Genomic DNA, 14,045 nt, shown 5'->3' with positions numbered 1-14,045 from the left:
CGTGTCTCGACCTCTGGCGCGGCCGTGATCCCTGGGTCAGGAGGTCCTCAGGGCGTCGGCGATCACCTGCACCAGATGCCGGCCGTCGAGGCCCGCCAGGTCCTTCACCTGGGTGCGGCAGGAGAACCCGTCGGCCAGCAGGGCCCGGTCCGGGGATCGCTCGGCTGCGGACAGGATGCCCTGGCGGGCGATGGTCTCGGAGACCTCGTAGTGCCCCTGCTCCATGCCGAAGTTCCCGGCCAGGCCACAGCAGCCGTTGGAGGTCTCCACGTCGCAGCCCATGGCGTCCAGGATCGCTTCATCCGCCGAATAGCCCATGACGGCGTGGTGGTGGCAGTGCGGCTGGACCAGCATCCGGCGGTCGGCATCCGAAACCCGGGGCGGCGCCCAGTCGAGTTCGGTCAGCAGCTCGGCCACCGTCCGCACGGCCGACGCCACCTCCCGCGCGCCGGGGTGCTCGGGCAGCAGTTCCACCAGGTCGGAGCGCAGCGTGGCGGTGCAACTGGGCTCCAGCCCGACGACGGCTCGCCCCGCCCGCACGTGCGGCAGCAGGATCTCCACGGTCCGGCGCAGCTTCTCCTTGGCCGCCGTGAGCTGTCCGGTCGAGATCAACGTCAGCCCGCAGCAGGCCTGCTCACCGGTCGACTGCCCGACCACCTCCACCGCGCATCCGGCCGCCGCCAGCACCATCAGGGCATCGGCCGGGATCTCGGGCGAGAGGGCGTCCGAGAAGGAGTCCACCCACAGCACCACGGGGCGGCCGGTACCGGCCGGGGGAACGACGTCGGCCGTCCGGCTTCCGGTCCCGCCCTCCGGTCGGTGCCCCGCAGCGGCCGAGACCCGGCCGGCGTCGGACCACCGGAACGGTGCCCTCGGCAGCCTGGGCAGTGACCGCCGTGGATCCGCCCCCATCAGCGTCATCATCGCCCGGCGCAGCACCGGCACCCGGCCGGCGGCGTTGACCAGCGGGGCCATCGGTGCCGCGAGCCGCAGCCAGAACGGCAGCCGTCCCAGGGTGTAGTGGGCCAGCGGCCGCACCTTTCCCCGGTAGGTCCGGTGCAGGGTCTCGGACTTGTAGGTGGCCATGTCCACGCCGGTGGGGCAGTCGCTGGCGCAGGCCTTGCAGGACAGGCAGAGGTCCAGCGCCTCGTGGACCTCGGGGGACTCCCACCCGAGCGTGACCACCCCGCCGTTGAGCATCTCCTGCAGCACCCGGGCCCGCCCGCGCGTCGAGTCCTTGTCATCCCCGGTCGCCAGGTAGGACGGGCACATGAAGGTGCCCTGCTCGCGCAGGTCCGCCCGGCACTTGCCGATGCCCACGCAGCGGTGCACGGCATCGGCGACCGAGCCGTCGTCGTCGGCGAAGGCGAAACCGTCCGCGGCCCGCTGCTCGGAGGAGGCGGGACGGCGCAGGGCGGCGTCGATCGGGTCCGGGTCCACCATCACCCCCGGATTCATCAGCCCCGCCGGGTCGAACAGGGCCTTGAACCGGGCAAAGGCCTCCAGGGCCTGCGGTGAGTACATGGCCGGCAGCAGTTCGCTGCGCGCCCGCCCGTCCCCGTGCTCACCGGCCAGGGATCCGCCATACCGGGCCACCAGCTTCGCAGCGGACTCCATGAACTCCCGGAACTCCGAGGAGCCGGAGGCGAAGGGGAAGTCGATGCGCATGTGGATGCAGCCGTCCCCGAAGTGCCCGTAGGCCAGACCGGAGAGGCCGCGGCCGTCCATGAGCTCCTTCAGGTCCCGCAGGTAGGATCCGAGGTGCTCCGGTGGCACGGCGGCGTCCTCCCAGCCGGGCCAGGCGTGGGCCCCCGCGGCCGTCCGCACCGCCAGCCCGGAGCCGTCGGCGCGGATCTGCCACAGCCGGGCGGCCTCCGGACCGGAGGGCAGCACCACCGCTTCCAGGCCGTGTGCGGCACGGACCATCGCCTCGGCGGCGGCCACCGCCTCGGCCGTGTCCGCCCCGCCGACCTCGACCATCAGCCAGCCGCCGCCGGCCGGCAACTCCGGCACGTCGTCACCGCCGGGGGACCGCCGCACCACCTCGACCATCTCGCCGGACAGGCCCTCCAGCGCGAGCGGCCGGTGGGGCAGCAGCGAGGGGACGTCGTCGGCCGCCGCAGGCATGTCCGGGTAACCGATCACCGCCAGTGCGGGGGCCGGCGCCCGGGGCACCAGCTCGACCTCGGCCTCGAGCAACACCCCGCACGTCCCCTCCGTCCCCACGAGTGCTGCGGCCAGGTTGCGGCCGTTCTCCGGCAACAGGTGCTCGAGGCTGTAGCCGGAGATCTGGCGGTTGAACCGGCCCAACTCGGTGCGCAGCAGTTCGAGGTGCTGCTGGACGAAGGATTCCAGCCCGGGTATTTGATCCAGCGCGTCGCGCCCCGGGACCACGTCCAGGATCCGCCCGTTCGGCAGCAGCCAGCGCAGGCGGCGGACGTTGTCCGCGGTCCGCCCGTAGGCCAGCCCGTGGGGGCCGCACGCGTTGTTGCCGATCATCCCGCCGATCGTGCAGCGGCTCGCCGAGGACGGATCCGGTCCGAAGCGCAGTCCGTGCGGCGCCGCCGCGGCCTGCAGGTCTGTCAGCACCACGCCCGGCTGCACGACGGCGGAGCGGGCCTCCGCATCGATCCGTACGATCCGATGCAGATGTTTCCCCACATCCAGGACCAGCCCGGGGCCGACCGCATTGCCCGCGATGGAGGTGCCTCCGCCCCGCACGGTCACGGGCAGCCCGTGCCGGGCCGCGATCCGGACGGCGGTCACGACGTCGGCCTCGTCCAGCGGGCAGACCACCACCCGTGGTGCGATCCGGTAGTTGGAGGCGTCCGAGGAGTAGAGGGCCCGGCGCAGTGCCGAGGTGTGGACCTCGCCGCGCAATTGCTGCTCGAGCTCCCGGACGGCGGCATCGGCGCTCAGATCGGCACCCGGTCCGGAGCCAGGCCTGGTGGCGTGGTGGCCATCGGGGCGCGTGGTCGGCTGGGAGTCCGGGTCCAGGTCCGTCTCAAGGTCCATGGGTGGGGGTTCCTTCGGGGTGCGGGCGGCTTCGGGTCCTGTCCCTGCACTGTGCCGGACCGCTGGGACACGGGCAAGCATGGAAGACCCTGTCTGTTGTCCCGGGCTTGGGCAATACTGGGGTCATGAGTGATCCAGCCAACACTCCCGCCCCGTCCCCGCACCCCTCCGACGCCGCACCCGACTGGAAGCCGATCCTCGCCGCGCTCGGCAACGAGGCCGCCCGCACGGTCTTCGCCCGAGCCGCCCTCGGCACCCTGGACCCGGTGGCCCGCGGGGACCTGACCACCAAGGAACAGAAGTCCGTGGAGGGTTGGTTGAAGCTCCGCATCCTGACGGAGGATGACATCGGCTCCGTCACCGTGGACGGCAACGCGCTGCGGGCGCCGCTCACCGTGACCGCCCGTGGTGGTCAGCGGGAGGCGAGGGACGGCGTCGGGAAGTTCCTGGTGGACGGACGCGGGCCGCGGATCAACACGATGCCCGCCTCACCGGCCGAGCGCACTGAGGTGCTGCGGTGGGTGCGCGATCACGCCCTCGGGGCGGACGAGGTCCTCACGGAGGCGCAGCTGAACCAGCGCTTGCACGTGTTCCACCCGGATGTGGCGATGCTGCGCCGCTATCTGGTGGATGCGTCCCTGTTGGAGCGCACTGCGACGGGCACCGAGTACGCGATCCCGGCGGATTCCCGCATCCCCTAACCGCGGAGGCCGAGGGCCTCCCGGATCGTGCGCGTCACCGAGAGGGCCGTCATTCCGGACGTCTTGGGGTTCTCCGGGCTGGGCGCCGATTCGAAGGCCAGTTCGATGCGCCCGGCAGGACCGGTGGCCAGGATTTCGTGGCGGCTGCGGACGGCTGCGGCGTCGGCAACGAGTTCCACCTGGACGCGCTCCAGGGACCGCCGCAACAGTTCCGCGTCCTCCGGCCCGTCAGTACCGACAACCGTGCCAACCCCGGCGCCGGCCCCCGGCCGCCCGCGCGTGGCCCACGCCAGCCCGACGGCGACGTTGACGTTGGCGGGGAACCGTCCGATGGCTTCGGCGGGACCGCCGGCGAAGACCGTCAAGGGGCCGTCCTCCGGACGCAGGCCGTGCAGCCGCTCCTCCTCGTCCGGGGCCATCCACGGCCGGATCAGGGAGGTGGGGAGTTTGGAGGTGCGGATGCGGACCGAGTCCAGGCCGTCCGCATCGGCCGCCGCGGCGAGGACGTCGAAACCGCCGATGGCCCCGTTGGTGACCCAGAGTCGCCCGGGGCCGACCAGCAGCGTCCGTGCCAGATCCGGATCGGCGAGGGCTCCGACGCTGGTCAGGACCAGATCGGTCCCCGCGGTGATGACCCCGGGGCCGTACTCACCCGCGGCGGCGACGCCGGCGCACTCCACCACCAGGTCAGCCTCGGCCAGCGCCTCGAGCCACGTGAGGCAGCCGGTGTCCTGACCGGTGGTGACCAGCTCGACTCCCGGGATGGTCCGGTGACCGTGCGAGGCCACGTTCCGCTCGGCCGCCCGCAGCTGCAGCAGGCCGGCATCCCGCTCCGGTGCCAGCAGCGTGGCGACGTGGCGGCCGATGGCGCCGAAGCCCAACAGGAGCACACGGGCGGGTGTGGGCCGAACGGTCTGGGACATGCGGGGTCCTTCGCGGGTGAGGTCTGGGCCGGCCCGGGGGCCGAGGTTCCCAGTCCACACCATCGCCGCGACCGTTCAGGCCATGTTGCGTGCCGCCTGCTGCACGGCGGCGGTGAGACGGTCCAGGGCCTCGGTGCCCGCGGACCAGCGCTGCCAGTGCAGGGCCACCCGTGACTGGCCCAGTTCGGGAATGGCCACCAGGTCTGGATGGGTGCCCTCCAGGACACCCTCGGGCAACTGGCCTGCCGGGATCATGCCCCATCCCAGCCCCGCGGCCACAGCGGCGTTGAATCCGCCAACGGTGGGGACCTGATGGCGCGGGGGCCCGGCCTCTGCCATCCCTGTGCCACCCCTGCCTGCTCCGGCATCGGACGGCCCTCGACCAGTCTGGTCTGCCTGCCATGCCGCCAGCCGGCTGCGCTGCAGATTGTCCCGGGTGCCGAAATCCTGCACGGGAACGGCCCCGAAGTCCACGGACCCGTCCTCGCGGCGGTACCGGTCCAGCAGGGCGGACGCCGCCACCGCGTGGTAATCCATGGCTCCCAGTTCCATGGAGAGGCAGCCTGAGACCGGGGCGGGATCCTCCGTGATGGCCGCGATGACCGTGCCGGAACGCAGCAGTTCATGCGTGTGCTCCTGATCCTCCAGATGCAGCTGCAGCACGGCGTCATCCCACGTGGCGGCCTGCCGCAGCACCTCCACGAACCAGGTCGCCATCGAGTCGGCGTTCACCGCCACGGACAGCACCGTGCGCCCGCCGGTGCCCTGGCCGAGTGAGCGCCTCGTCTCATCCTCCAGCACCGCCACCTGCCGGGCGAGGCGCAGCATCCGGTCCCCGGCGGACGTGGTGCCCACCGGGACGGTGCGCGTCAGCAGGACCTGGCCGGCGTCCTTCTCCAGCGCTTTGATGCGCTGGGAGAAGGCGGAACCGGAGATCCGCAGGACGTCGGCGGCGGCGTCAAAGGTGCCCTCGTCCACGGCGGCGGCCAGAGCTCGTAGGTGGTCAGTATTCATGAAGCAAAGCTTAATACCCTGAAGGATATGTAGGTGGAACGGAAGTCGCAGGTCAACCTACCGTGGCGGCGTGACGATCTTCCTAACCGGTCTGTTGACCTGCCTCGCCCTCATCGTGGCCATCGGTGCCCAGAGCCTGTTCATCATGCGCCAGGCCATCCGACGCGACCGGCTCCTGCTGGCCCTCGCCGTCTGCATGGTGGGAGACATCGTGCTGATCACGGCCGGGACGGCCGGCGTCGGCGTGATCACCGAGAACGCCCCGTGGCTGCTGGAGGTCCTCAAGTGGGGCGGCGTGGCCTACCTGCTCTGGTTCGCGTACTCCTCCTTCCGCTCCGCCTTCGGCGCGCGGCGGTCCATGGCGGTGAGCACGGACGAAGGGGAAGAGGCAGGCGCAGAGCACGACGGCGGCGCACAGCCGGGTGCCGACGTCGCCGAGGACGCGGGGGAGGGCCGCGCACCAGGGGGCGAGCCCGCGCTGGTGGGTGCCGGGGCCGGCGTCGGGCGCGGGACGGGGACCGCCGGCGGACCGGCGACCGGGACCCTGTCCGTGGTCGCGGACCGGCAGCGGCTGTCCGTGCGGATGGACCGCTCCGGCGGGCGGCAGCGGGCGTTGAGCCCCGTGTGGACCGTGGTGCTGACCGCGCTGTCCGTGTCCCTGCTGAACCCGCACGCGATCCTGGACACGGTGGTCATGCTGGGCACCCTGGCCAACTCCTACGGGGCGGAGAAGTGGGTCTTCGCCGGCGGCGCCCTGACCGGCTCGGCGATCTGGTTCCTGACCCTGGGCTTCGGCGTCCGCGCCCTGGCCCCGCTGCTGGACACCCCGCGGACGTGGAAGATCGTGGACCTCGTGGTCGGTGCGGTGATGGTGTTCATCGCGGGGAGCCTCGCCTTTGGGTGAGGCGTCTGCTGACTCCATTGCGGAGTTCGACCGCCGACAGAAGTGGTCGTCGATGTCACCGACGGCCTTCAGAGGACGCGGTTGGTCAAGGCATCGTGAAGACTGCGGCCATCTAGCTCTCGGTGATGTACGCATTCGCCCGTGGTGATCCTTCCGCCGCTCTTGAGGTAATCAAGAACGGTGGTTCGGATGGCCGGTCGCTGGGAGGTGTTGTCGAACGCCAGAATGTTGATGGTCGCATCCCTGCCCTGTAGATTCGTCACCCGCGCGGTGGCGTCCTCGGCGATCTCGGAGAGGCGATCCAGCACGGCCTCGAGGCGGGTCGCCGGCACCCCGATGAGCTGGACCAGGACCAGCACCATGCCGTTCTGCGCGATGACGGGTTCGATGTTGGCGATGGCCCGCCTGAGTTTCCACCTCGACAGGCCGTTGGCCAGCCATCCTCGACGCCACTGAAACGCTGCGCCCAACAGGACACGTGGGAAGGGCAGTCCGCCGTGCGGATGCCGGGAGCGCAGCACGCGAACCCCCAGAGTCTGAAGATCACTTGCTATTTGGTCCAGCAACCCCAGGGGGGAGCCGAAGACTGCCAGAGAGCCTGCCACGAGGCACCTCCTCCGAGTAGGGGTAGATGGGTAGGGATGGACGGTCGTGGGTGAACTTGACCTCCGAGGCGCCCAGGACTAAAACTATACCGTCCAGACGGTTGTGTTTCTTGGGAGTGTGCATGGGTGACGTTGCGGGTTCGAGGTGGCGGTGGGCTTCGCTGGCCGTCCTGGTGGGTGCGGTCCTGCTGTTGGCCATCGATGCGACCGTGCTGTACCTGGCGGTGCCATCACTGACGGCTGACCTGTCACCCACCGCGACCCAGGTTCTGTGGATCGGCGACATCTACTCGCTGGCCCTGGCGGGCCTGCTGGTCACCATGGGCAACCTCGCCGACCGGATCGGCCGCAAGAAGTTGTTGCTGATCGGCTCAGCCGCGTTCGGTGCGGCCTCGTTGATGGCGGCCTTCGCGCCCACGGCGGAGGTGTTGATCGTGGCCCGCCTGCTGCTCGGCGTGGCAGGGGCGACCATCATGCCCTCGACCCTGTCGCTGATCCGGAACATCTTCCCGGACCCGACCGAGCGCACCCGCGCCATTGCGCTGTGGTCGGCAGCGGCCGCCAGCGGCATCGCGCTCGGCCCGCTGCTGGGCGGAGCACTGCTGGAGAACTTCTGGTGGGGATCGGTGTTCCTCATCAACCTGCCGGTCATCGCGCTGGTCCTGGTCTTCGGCGGAGTGCTCCTTCCGGAGTCCCGCAACCCGAACCCCGGCCGGTTCGACCTGATCTCCAGCGGACTGTCGATGCTGTCCCTCGTGCCGTTCGTCTTCACGGTCAAGCAGATCACCGGTGGCACGTTCGACGCGGTCACCGTGCTCGCGATCCTGGCCAGCGTGGTCGGGAGCGTCACCTTCGTGCGCCGCCAGCGTCGAGCGGAGTCACCGATGATCGACGTGGACCTGTTCCGCAATTCCGCCTTCAGTGGTGCGGTACTGGTGAACTTCATCTCCGTCTTCGCCCTCAGCGGCGTGCTGTTCTTCTTCTCCCAGTACCTCCAGCTCGCCCGGGGCCTCGGTCCGCTTCAGGCAGGGTTGGCGCAACTGCCGGTCGCGCTCGCGGCCATGGCCGCCGTGGCGGTCGTCGGATTCCTGCTCGCCCGGTTCGGGAGGGGGCGTGCCATCGCCATCGCCCTGCTCGTCGGCGCGATCGGCCTGGGGCTGCTGGCCACCCTGGAGAGCAGTGAACAGCTGATCTGGGTGTTGTTGGCGCTCGTCCCGCTGGGTCTGGGGATCGGCGTCGCCGAGACCCTCAGCGTCGACGCGGTGGTCTCCGCCGTCAATCCAGCCAAGGCCGGGGCCGCTTCCTCGATCGCCGAGACCGCGTACGAGCTCGGTGTCGCCCTGGGGATCGCCGTCCTCGGCTCGCTGATGTCGGTGTTCTACCGATCCAACCTGGACCTGTCTGCTGTCGGTGCCGGCGAGGGAGCCGCCTGGGCCGAGGACTCGCTGGCCGCTGCGACCGAGGTCTTGGAACCCGGCAGCGCCGCGCTGGCGGCGGCGCAGCACGCCTTCGTCTCCGGCATGCAGGCGACCACCCTGATCGCCGGGCTGGTGATGGTCATTGCCGCGGTCGTCGCGTTCACGCTCATCCCCAACACGAAAGCGGCCGTGCCGGCCCAACACTGAGATCCTGTATCTGAGGCGCAGAGAAAGGACGACACCATGGCACGCACCGCTGGGCGCGACGCGGAGGACACCAAACGACTCATTCTTGAAGCTGCCGCGCAGCTGATCGGCAGGCGCGGAACGGCAGTACCCGTCTCGGACATCGCCGCGGCCGCCGGCGTTTCCAAGGGAGGACTGCTCTACCACTTCCCCAGCAAGGAGCAACTCCTCAACGGTCTCGCCAGCAGTCTGATGAGCCAGTTCCGCCGGGAAGTCGAGCAGGCTGCGGCCGAGGAGGACGAACAGACGCCGGGACGGCTCACCAGGGCGTACATCCGGGTGTGCTTCGCCGATGCCAGGGACCTCATCGGGCTGCGGGACTACCTTTCCCTCGCAGCGCGCCTCATGTTCGAACCGGGCCCGGAGGAATTGGCCCGACAGGATGCACGGCGATGGCGGGCCGCCCTCTTCGACGACGGCATCGACCCCGCAACCGTCCGCATGATCATCGCGGCCGCCGACGGCAGCAACATCGCCCCGCTCTTGGGCCCTGTCCTCAATGACTCCGACCGCTCTGCACTTGAAGCAGACCTGATCGCTCTCACCTATGCCCCCACCTCGCGCGCGACATGATCTACGTGGATAGTTGCCGGCACTGAGGCGCTGAGGCACCTCCAAGCGGCGAGCCTGGACTCCGGCCATGTCGGCACGCATTCCGTGTGGTGGGAAGAGACCTCGGCCCCGCGCCGTTATCCCTGAGGATGGACACGTCGTCGAGAAGGAGCACAACATGAAGATCGGCATCATCGGAGCCACCGGCATGGCCGGCCAGGAGATCTACCGCGAGGCCGTGCGCCGCGGCGAGGAGGCCGTGGCGCTCGTCCGCGACGCCGCGAAGGCGAGGGAGCTGCTGGGGTCCGGGGCCGCCGTCGTGGAGAAGGACGCCTTCGACCTGACCTCCGCGGACCTGGCCGGCTTCGACGCGGTGGTGGACGCCTTCGGCACCTCGCCGGACCAGGCCCACACCCACAACGACCTGGTGCGTCAGCTGGTGCAGGCGGCGCCCGCCTCCAATCAGGTGTCCCCGCGGCTGCTGTTCATCCTCGGTGCAGGCTCGCTGACCAACCCGGAGACCGGCCGGCTCGCGATCGAGGACATCCGGAAGGCCCCCGGCTCCGAGGCCTGGATCAGCATCCCGGAGGCGGCCCTGGAGCAGCTGGAGTATCTGCGCACCGTGGACTCGGTGGACTGGGTGGGGGTCTCCCCGCAGATGATGTTCACCCCCGGTGAGGCCACCACGCCGCAGGTGGGTCAAGACTCCCTGCTGACTGCCGCGGACGGGGGCTCCCACACCACCGCCGGCACCATGGCCGTGGGCATCCTCGACGAGCTGCAGAACCCGGTCCACCACAACACCCGGTTCACGGTCTCGGACGCCTGATCCCTCAGCGGCGCTGGGAGGGTTCGTGGCCGCGGGCGTCGAAGTCGAGCGCTCCCGGCCCGCGAAACCGCTCGGCGGGAACCGGCCGCCCGGCCATGGCCATGATGAGGTCCAGGGCGGTGCCCTCCACCTCCGGGCCGGCGCCCACCCAGTGGTGCACGTCCCGGGCCACCAGGGTCAGCCCCCGGGCGCGGGCCTTCGAGGGGACCGTGAAGTTCGAGGACTCGAAGAAGTCGAGCAGCGTCACCAGGACCTCGTCCGGGTAGTTCCGGTGCAGGCCCAGTGGCACGCGGATGTCCTCGCCGTGGATGACCACCTCGCCCAGCCAGGCCTGCAGGGTCCCGGTGGGGGAGACGGTGGAGTCGATGGTGGCGCGGAACTGCTCCAGCGTCCCTGCCGGGGTCGGGCCCAGCCGTTCCTCGAGCCGGCGCTGGTTGTGGAGGTCCGCGTTGAATCCCGCCCCCACGATGCTGCGGATCCACGCCCAGAAGCCGGTCGAGGCCCCCGCCGTCAGGTGCGCCACGGCCTGCTCCACCGTCCACGCCGTGGACAGCGTCTGCAACTGCCACTGCTCCTCGTCCAGGCCCGCCAGGTCGTCAGCGAGGGCCGCGCGTTCGGTGTGGATGAGTTCCCAGAGGTGGTTCACGGTCCCACCCTAGGCCACGGGGCCCGGCAGGATCCGGGCCGAGGTTACACTCGGCGCATGGACCAGCCCGCGGCGCCCGCGCCACACCTCACCACGCGCCCCTTCTCCCAGGTCAACGTCTTCTCCGCGGAGCCGCTGGCCGGCAACCCGGTGGCCGTGGTGCACGCGGCGGACGGCGTTGACGAGGAACAGATGGCGGCCTTCGCCCGGTGGACCAACCTCTCCGAGACCACGTTCCTGCTGACCCCCACGGACCCCGCCGCCGACTACCGGCTGCGTATCTTCACCCCGGGTGGTGAGCTGCCCTTCGCCGGGCATCCCACGCTCGGCTCGGCGCACGCCTGGCTGGCCGCCGGCGGACGCCCGGCCTCCGAGGGGCGGGTCGTGCAGGAGTGTGCGGCGGGCCTGATCACACTGCGCCGGGAGCAGGGGGACGGACCAGCCCACGACGTCGGCCGGCTCGCCTTCGCCGCCCCGCCCCTGGTGCGCTCCGGCCCGGTGGACCCCGCCGACGTGGACCGCGCGCTGGCCGAGGCGGGGCTGGAACAGGCCGACCTCGTGGACGCGGCCTGGGTGGACAACGGCCCCGGCTGGATGGGACTGCTGCTCAGGGACGCAGCAGCGGTCCTGCGGGCAGCCCCGCAGGCCGGATCCGAACTCAAGGTGGGCCTCATAGGACCGCACGTGACCGCACCGTCCCCGGCCGACGTCGAGGTCCGCGCCTTCGTCCCCGGCCTGGGCATCCCGGAAGACCCGGTGACCGGCAGCCTCAATGCAGGCCTGGCGCAGTGGCTCATCGGCGCGGGGCGGCTGCCGGCCCGGTACGTGGCCGCGCAAGGCACTGCGCTGCAGCGCGCCGGGCGGGTCCACGTGGAGCAGGGCGCCGCGGACCCAGCGACCATCTGGGTGGGCGGGGACTGCGTCACGGTGCTCGAGGGCACGGTCCGGATGTAGACCAGTCGGTAGACCGCGCTCCCCGGCACGTGAGAGCATGACGCGCACCGGGACCTACCCCTCAATAGATCGGAAGGACCACCCCATGACCACGCATTACCACTCCCCTGAAGACCTCGACCAACTGCGCGAGTACAAGGAACTGGCCGGCCCCGAGTTCGCCGCCTATGCCAAGTTCGACGGGAGCATCGGCCGGGAGGGAGGAGCGATCGACCTCCTGCACCGTGAGCTCATCGCCGTGGGCGTTGCGATCTCCTCCCAGTGCCCCTACTGCATCCAGGTCCACGTGGGTCAGGCGAAGAAGGCCGGTGCCACCAAGGCCCAGATCGCTGAGGCGAGCATGATCGCCGCCGCCCTGGGGGCGGGCGCGGCGGTCACTCACGGGACCCTGGCGTTCCGCCTCTACGACGAGGCCTGACACTTCTCGGTCCCCGGCGGCAGGGCTCCGCCCGCCCTGCCCGCGCCACTGTCCCGGAGTGCCTACCGCCGGGTACAACACGCCCTCGCTGACATCTTCAACCTTTTCGCGGCGGCCGGGAGAAGATGGGGGGATGCAGAACTCAGTTCCGGACGGACCCAGCACCACCCAGCCGATCGCGGTTGCCGCGGTGGTGCTGTACCGTCCGGACGGCAGGGTGCTGACGGTGCGCAAGGCCGGCACCACCATGTTCATGTTCCCCGGTGGCAAGCCCCAGGACGACGAGACCCCGTTGGACACCGCGATCCGCGAACTGGCGGAGGAGACGAGCCTGGCCGTGCCCCCGGAGGACCTGGAGCACATCGGCGCCTGGGACACCCCGGCCGCCAATGAGAACGGGCACCAGCTCCACTCGGAGGTCTTCGTCCTCCTGCGTCCGCTGGCCCGCAATGAGGTTCCGGAGGCCAACGCCGAGATCGAGGAACTGGTCTGGATGGACCCGGCCGCCCCGGTGGCCCCGGCCGGGCACGGCGTCGCACCGCTGTTGCGGGCCGTCTTCCCGGAGCTGGCGCGCCGCCGCCCGTTCTGAGTTCGTTCTGATCGAACCGTTCTGATCAGTCCGTTCTGATCACGATGCAGCTGTCTCCGGGGCAGCCTGGCCGTGCCGGCCGTGCTCCCGCAGGAACCGCTTCTGCAGCCGCGCGTCCACCAAGAGCAGGACGGCGACCACCGCGAAGCCCGCCAGGAACAGCAGCAGCACCAGGCCTGCTCCCTCGCCGGGGGCGTGCAGCGTCCGGCTCTCGTCCTGCCAGGGCCACAGGGTCCGCAGGCCGCCGACCATGACGCCGCTCAGGACGGCCAGGGTGATCGTGTGACGGTGGTCCAGGAGCCACTTCAGCAGCTTCACCACCAAGACCATGCCCAGCACCATGCCGAGGGCGAAGATCCCCAGGTAGGCGAGGTCGAGTTCGTCCACGGCGCGCAGGGTCGGCTCGTAGAGTCCGAAGGTCAGCAGGAGGAACGAGCCGGAGAGTCCCGGCAACACGAGGGCTGACACCGCCACCATGGCGGCCGGGACCAGGACGAGCGGGTGGGCCTCCACGGACGCCGGTGGCAGGGAGACGAGCAGGAACGTGGCCACCGCGGCGCCGAGTCCGGCGATCACATGGCCGGGGCGCAACCGGACCACAGCGGGATCGCGGCCGGACGCCACGGCCCTGAACCGTTGCGTGGTCAGTCCCTGGAGCATCATCCGTACCGGCACGGCCACGGAAGCCAGGACCATGCCGAAGAACAGGGCACGCATCTGCACCGGGTGACTCTCCATGGCATCCGCCATGGGACCGGCCACCGTGAACACCGCGACCACCATGGCGAGGGCCACGGGAAGGACGACCTTCCAGTGCACCAACGCCAGGTGCTCTCGCGCCCCTGCCGTGCGGTCCGGACCGGTGATCAGCCGGCGGACCGCGGAGATGACGTGCGCCGCGGAGTCGATGATGTGGTGGTAGATGCCCACCACCAGCGCGACGGTGCCTCCGGAGACGCCGGGCACGGTCTCCACTGCTCCGATCAGAGCCCCGCGGACGAGGTTTCCCAGCAACGACGTCGGCCGCCCGGCCGGGATGGACGGTCCGGCTGCCGGGGTGGTCCCGGACCCCGCTCCTGCTGTGGGTCCTTCCGCGGAGAGCGCTGCGGACGCGGTGGTGCCTGCGGTCGCGGGCACGTCATCGGACGCGGGGGTGGGCTCGGAACTGGACTCGGCACTGGACTCGGCACTGGACATGAGGCGGGGGACTCCATGGGTCGCTGCGGGCCGC

At 70.7% G+C, this 14,045-nt stretch carries 14 protein-coding genes; 8 read left to right on the top strand and 6 right to left on the bottom strand.

Annotation, left to right across the window (positions count from 1 at the left end; translation table 11 throughout):
• Positions 1 to 36 precede the first annotated feature (36 nt).
• Positions 37 to 3,015 (bottom strand): FAD-binding and (Fe-S)-binding domain-containing protein, encoded by a 2,979-nt coding sequence (locus tag IEX49_RS04510; protein ID WP_188804614.1) that lies wholly within the window; start codon positions 3,013 to 3,015, stop codon positions 37 to 39.
• 125 nt (positions 3,016 to 3,140) lie between these two features.
• On the opposite strand from IEX49_RS04510, the gene IEX49_RS04505 reads away from it, so the two are divergent.
• A complete protein-coding gene (locus IEX49_RS04505; RefSeq protein ID WP_188804612.1) occupies positions 3,141 to 3,716 on the top strand; it encodes a DUF2087 domain-containing protein in 576 nt (191 codons plus the stop codon).
• Here IEX49_RS04505 and IEX49_RS04500 read toward each other — a convergent pair.
• Both IEX49_RS04500 and IEX49_RS04495 read right to left on the bottom strand, forming a co-directional pair.
• Entirely contained in the window at positions 3,713 to 4,639 is a 927-nt protein-coding gene (locus IEX49_RS04500) for an aspartate dehydrogenase domain-containing protein (protein WP_188804611.1), read from the bottom strand. The two genes, IEX49_RS04505 and IEX49_RS04500, sit on opposite strands and share 4 nt — an antisense overlap.
• A 75-nt stretch (positions 4,640 to 4,714) precedes the next feature.
• A complete protein-coding gene (locus tag IEX49_RS04495; protein ID WP_188804609.1) occupies positions 4,715 to 5,653 on the bottom strand; it encodes an ArgP/LysG family DNA-binding transcriptional regulator in 939 nt (312 codons plus the stop codon).
• 70 nt (positions 5,654 to 5,723) lie between these two features.
• On the opposite strand from IEX49_RS04495, the gene IEX49_RS04490 reads away from it, so the two are divergent.
• Complete coding sequence (locus IEX49_RS04490; RefSeq protein WP_188804607.1) at positions 5,724 to 6,557, top strand: LysE/ArgO family amino acid transporter; 834 nt, start codon at positions 5,724 to 5,726, stop codon at positions 6,555 to 6,557.
• 68 nt (positions 6,558 to 6,625) lie between these two features.
• Here the strand turns inward: IEX49_RS04490 and IEX49_RS04485 are convergent, their stop codons facing one another.
• On the bottom strand, positions 6,626 to 7,078 hold the full coding sequence (locus tag IEX49_RS04485; RefSeq protein ID WP_229672239.1) for a hypothetical protein: 453 nt from the start codon (positions 7,076 to 7,078) through the stop codon (positions 6,626 to 6,628).
• A 206-nt stretch (positions 7,079 to 7,284) separates the two neighbouring features.
• Here IEX49_RS04485 and IEX49_RS04480 point away from each other — a divergent pair, with 206 nt between their 5' ends.
• The 3 genes from IEX49_RS04480 to IEX49_RS04470 all read left to right on the top strand — a co-directional run bounded on the left by IEX49_RS04480 (position 7,285) and on the right by IEX49_RS04470 (position 10,207).
• Complete coding sequence (locus IEX49_RS04480; protein WP_188804603.1) at positions 7,285 to 8,787, top strand: MFS transporter; 1,503 nt, start codon at positions 7,285 to 7,287, stop codon at positions 8,785 to 8,787.
• Positions 8,788 to 8,823: 36 nt separating this feature from the next.
• Entirely contained in the window at positions 8,824 to 9,399 is a 576-nt protein-coding gene (locus tag IEX49_RS04475) for a TetR/AcrR family transcriptional regulator (RefSeq protein WP_188804601.1), read from the top strand.
• 157 nt (positions 9,400 to 9,556) lie between these two features.
• Positions 9,557 to 10,207, top strand: coding sequence for an NAD(P)-dependent oxidoreductase (locus IEX49_RS04470; RefSeq protein ID WP_188804599.1), 651 nt, complete (start codon positions 9,557 to 9,559; stop codon positions 10,205 to 10,207).
• A gap of 4 nt (positions 10,208 to 10,211) precedes the next feature.
• Here IEX49_RS04470 and IEX49_RS04465 read toward each other — a convergent pair whose 3' ends face one another.
• Positions 10,212 to 10,853, bottom strand: a complete 642-nt coding sequence (locus IEX49_RS04465) for a maleylpyruvate isomerase family mycothiol-dependent enzyme (RefSeq protein WP_188804597.1) — start codon at positions 10,851 to 10,853, stop codon at positions 10,212 to 10,214.
• A 57-nt stretch (positions 10,854 to 10,910) separates the two neighbouring features.
• Between IEX49_RS04465 and IEX49_RS04460 the strand changes: the two genes are divergently transcribed.
• The 3 genes from IEX49_RS04460 to IEX49_RS04450 all read left to right on the top strand — a co-directional run bounded on the left by IEX49_RS04460 (position 10,911) and on the right by IEX49_RS04450 (position 12,814).
• Positions 10,911 to 11,807 carry a PhzF family phenazine biosynthesis protein gene (locus IEX49_RS04460; protein WP_188804596.1) on the top strand — a complete coding sequence of 299 codons (897 nt, stop codon included), beginning with the start codon at positions 10,911 to 10,913 and terminating at the stop codon, positions 11,805 to 11,807.
• Between the two features lie 85 nt (positions 11,808 to 11,892).
• Positions 11,893 to 12,225, top strand: coding sequence for a carboxymuconolactone decarboxylase family protein (locus IEX49_RS04455; protein WP_188804594.1), 333 nt, complete (start codon positions 11,893 to 11,895; stop codon positions 12,223 to 12,225).
• Between the two features lie 133 nt (positions 12,226 to 12,358).
• Entirely contained in the window at positions 12,359 to 12,814 is a 456-nt protein-coding gene (locus tag IEX49_RS04450) for an NUDIX hydrolase (protein WP_188804591.1), read from the top strand.
• Positions 12,815 to 12,853: 39 nt separating this feature from the next.
• Here IEX49_RS04450 and IEX49_RS04445 read toward each other — a convergent pair whose 3' ends face one another.
• Complete coding sequence (locus IEX49_RS04445; RefSeq protein WP_188804589.1) at positions 12,854 to 14,011, bottom strand: DUF368 domain-containing protein; 1,158 nt, start codon at positions 14,009 to 14,011, stop codon at positions 12,854 to 12,856.
• Positions 14,012 to 14,045 lie beyond the last annotated feature (34 nt).

Source organism: Citricoccus zhacaiensis, assembly GCF_014645315.1.
Classification (GTDB): domain Bacteria; phylum Actinomycetota; class Actinomycetes; order Actinomycetales; family Micrococcaceae; genus Citricoccus; species Citricoccus zhacaiensis.
The sequence above is the reverse complement of the archived record's forward strand: the minus strand, read 5'-3'. Positions and strand labels throughout refer to the sequence as shown.

Coding starts and splice junctions, on each gene's coding strand:
- IEX49_RS04510 (WP_188804614.1), bottom strand. CDS start 3,015: ATGGACCTTGAGACGGACCTGGACCCGGACTCCCAGCCGACCACGCGC.
- IEX49_RS04505 (WP_188804612.1), top strand. CDS start 3,141: ATGAGTGATCCAGCCAACACTCCCGCCCCGTCCCCGCACCCCTCCGAC.
- IEX49_RS04500 (WP_188804611.1), bottom strand. CDS start 4,639: ATGTCCCAGACCGTTCGGCCCACACCCGCCCGTGTGCTCCTGTTGGGC.
- IEX49_RS04495 (WP_188804609.1), bottom strand. CDS start 5,653: ATGAATACTGACCACCTACGAGCTCTGGCCGCCGCCGTGGACGAGGGC.
- IEX49_RS04480 (WP_188804603.1), top strand. CDS start 7,285: ATGGGTGACGTTGCGGGTTCGAGGTGGCGGTGGGCTTCGCTGGCCGTC.
- IEX49_RS04475 (WP_188804601.1), top strand. CDS start 8,824: ATGGCACGCACCGCTGGGCGCGACGCGGAGGACACCAAACGACTCATT.
- IEX49_RS04470 (WP_188804599.1), top strand. CDS start 9,557: ATGAAGATCGGCATCATCGGAGCCACCGGCATGGCCGGCCAGGAGATC.
- IEX49_RS04460 (WP_188804596.1), top strand. CDS start 10,911: ATGGACCAGCCCGCGGCGCCCGCGCCACACCTCACCACGCGCCCCTTC.
- IEX49_RS04455 (WP_188804594.1), top strand. CDS start 11,893: ATGACCACGCATTACCACTCCCCTGAAGACCTCGACCAACTGCGCGAG.
- IEX49_RS04450 (WP_188804591.1), top strand. CDS start 12,359: ATGCAGAACTCAGTTCCGGACGGACCCAGCACCACCCAGCCGATCGCG.
- IEX49_RS04445 (WP_188804589.1), bottom strand. CDS start 14,011: ATGTCCAGTGCCGAGTCCAGTGCCGAGTCCAGTTCCGAGCCCACCCCC.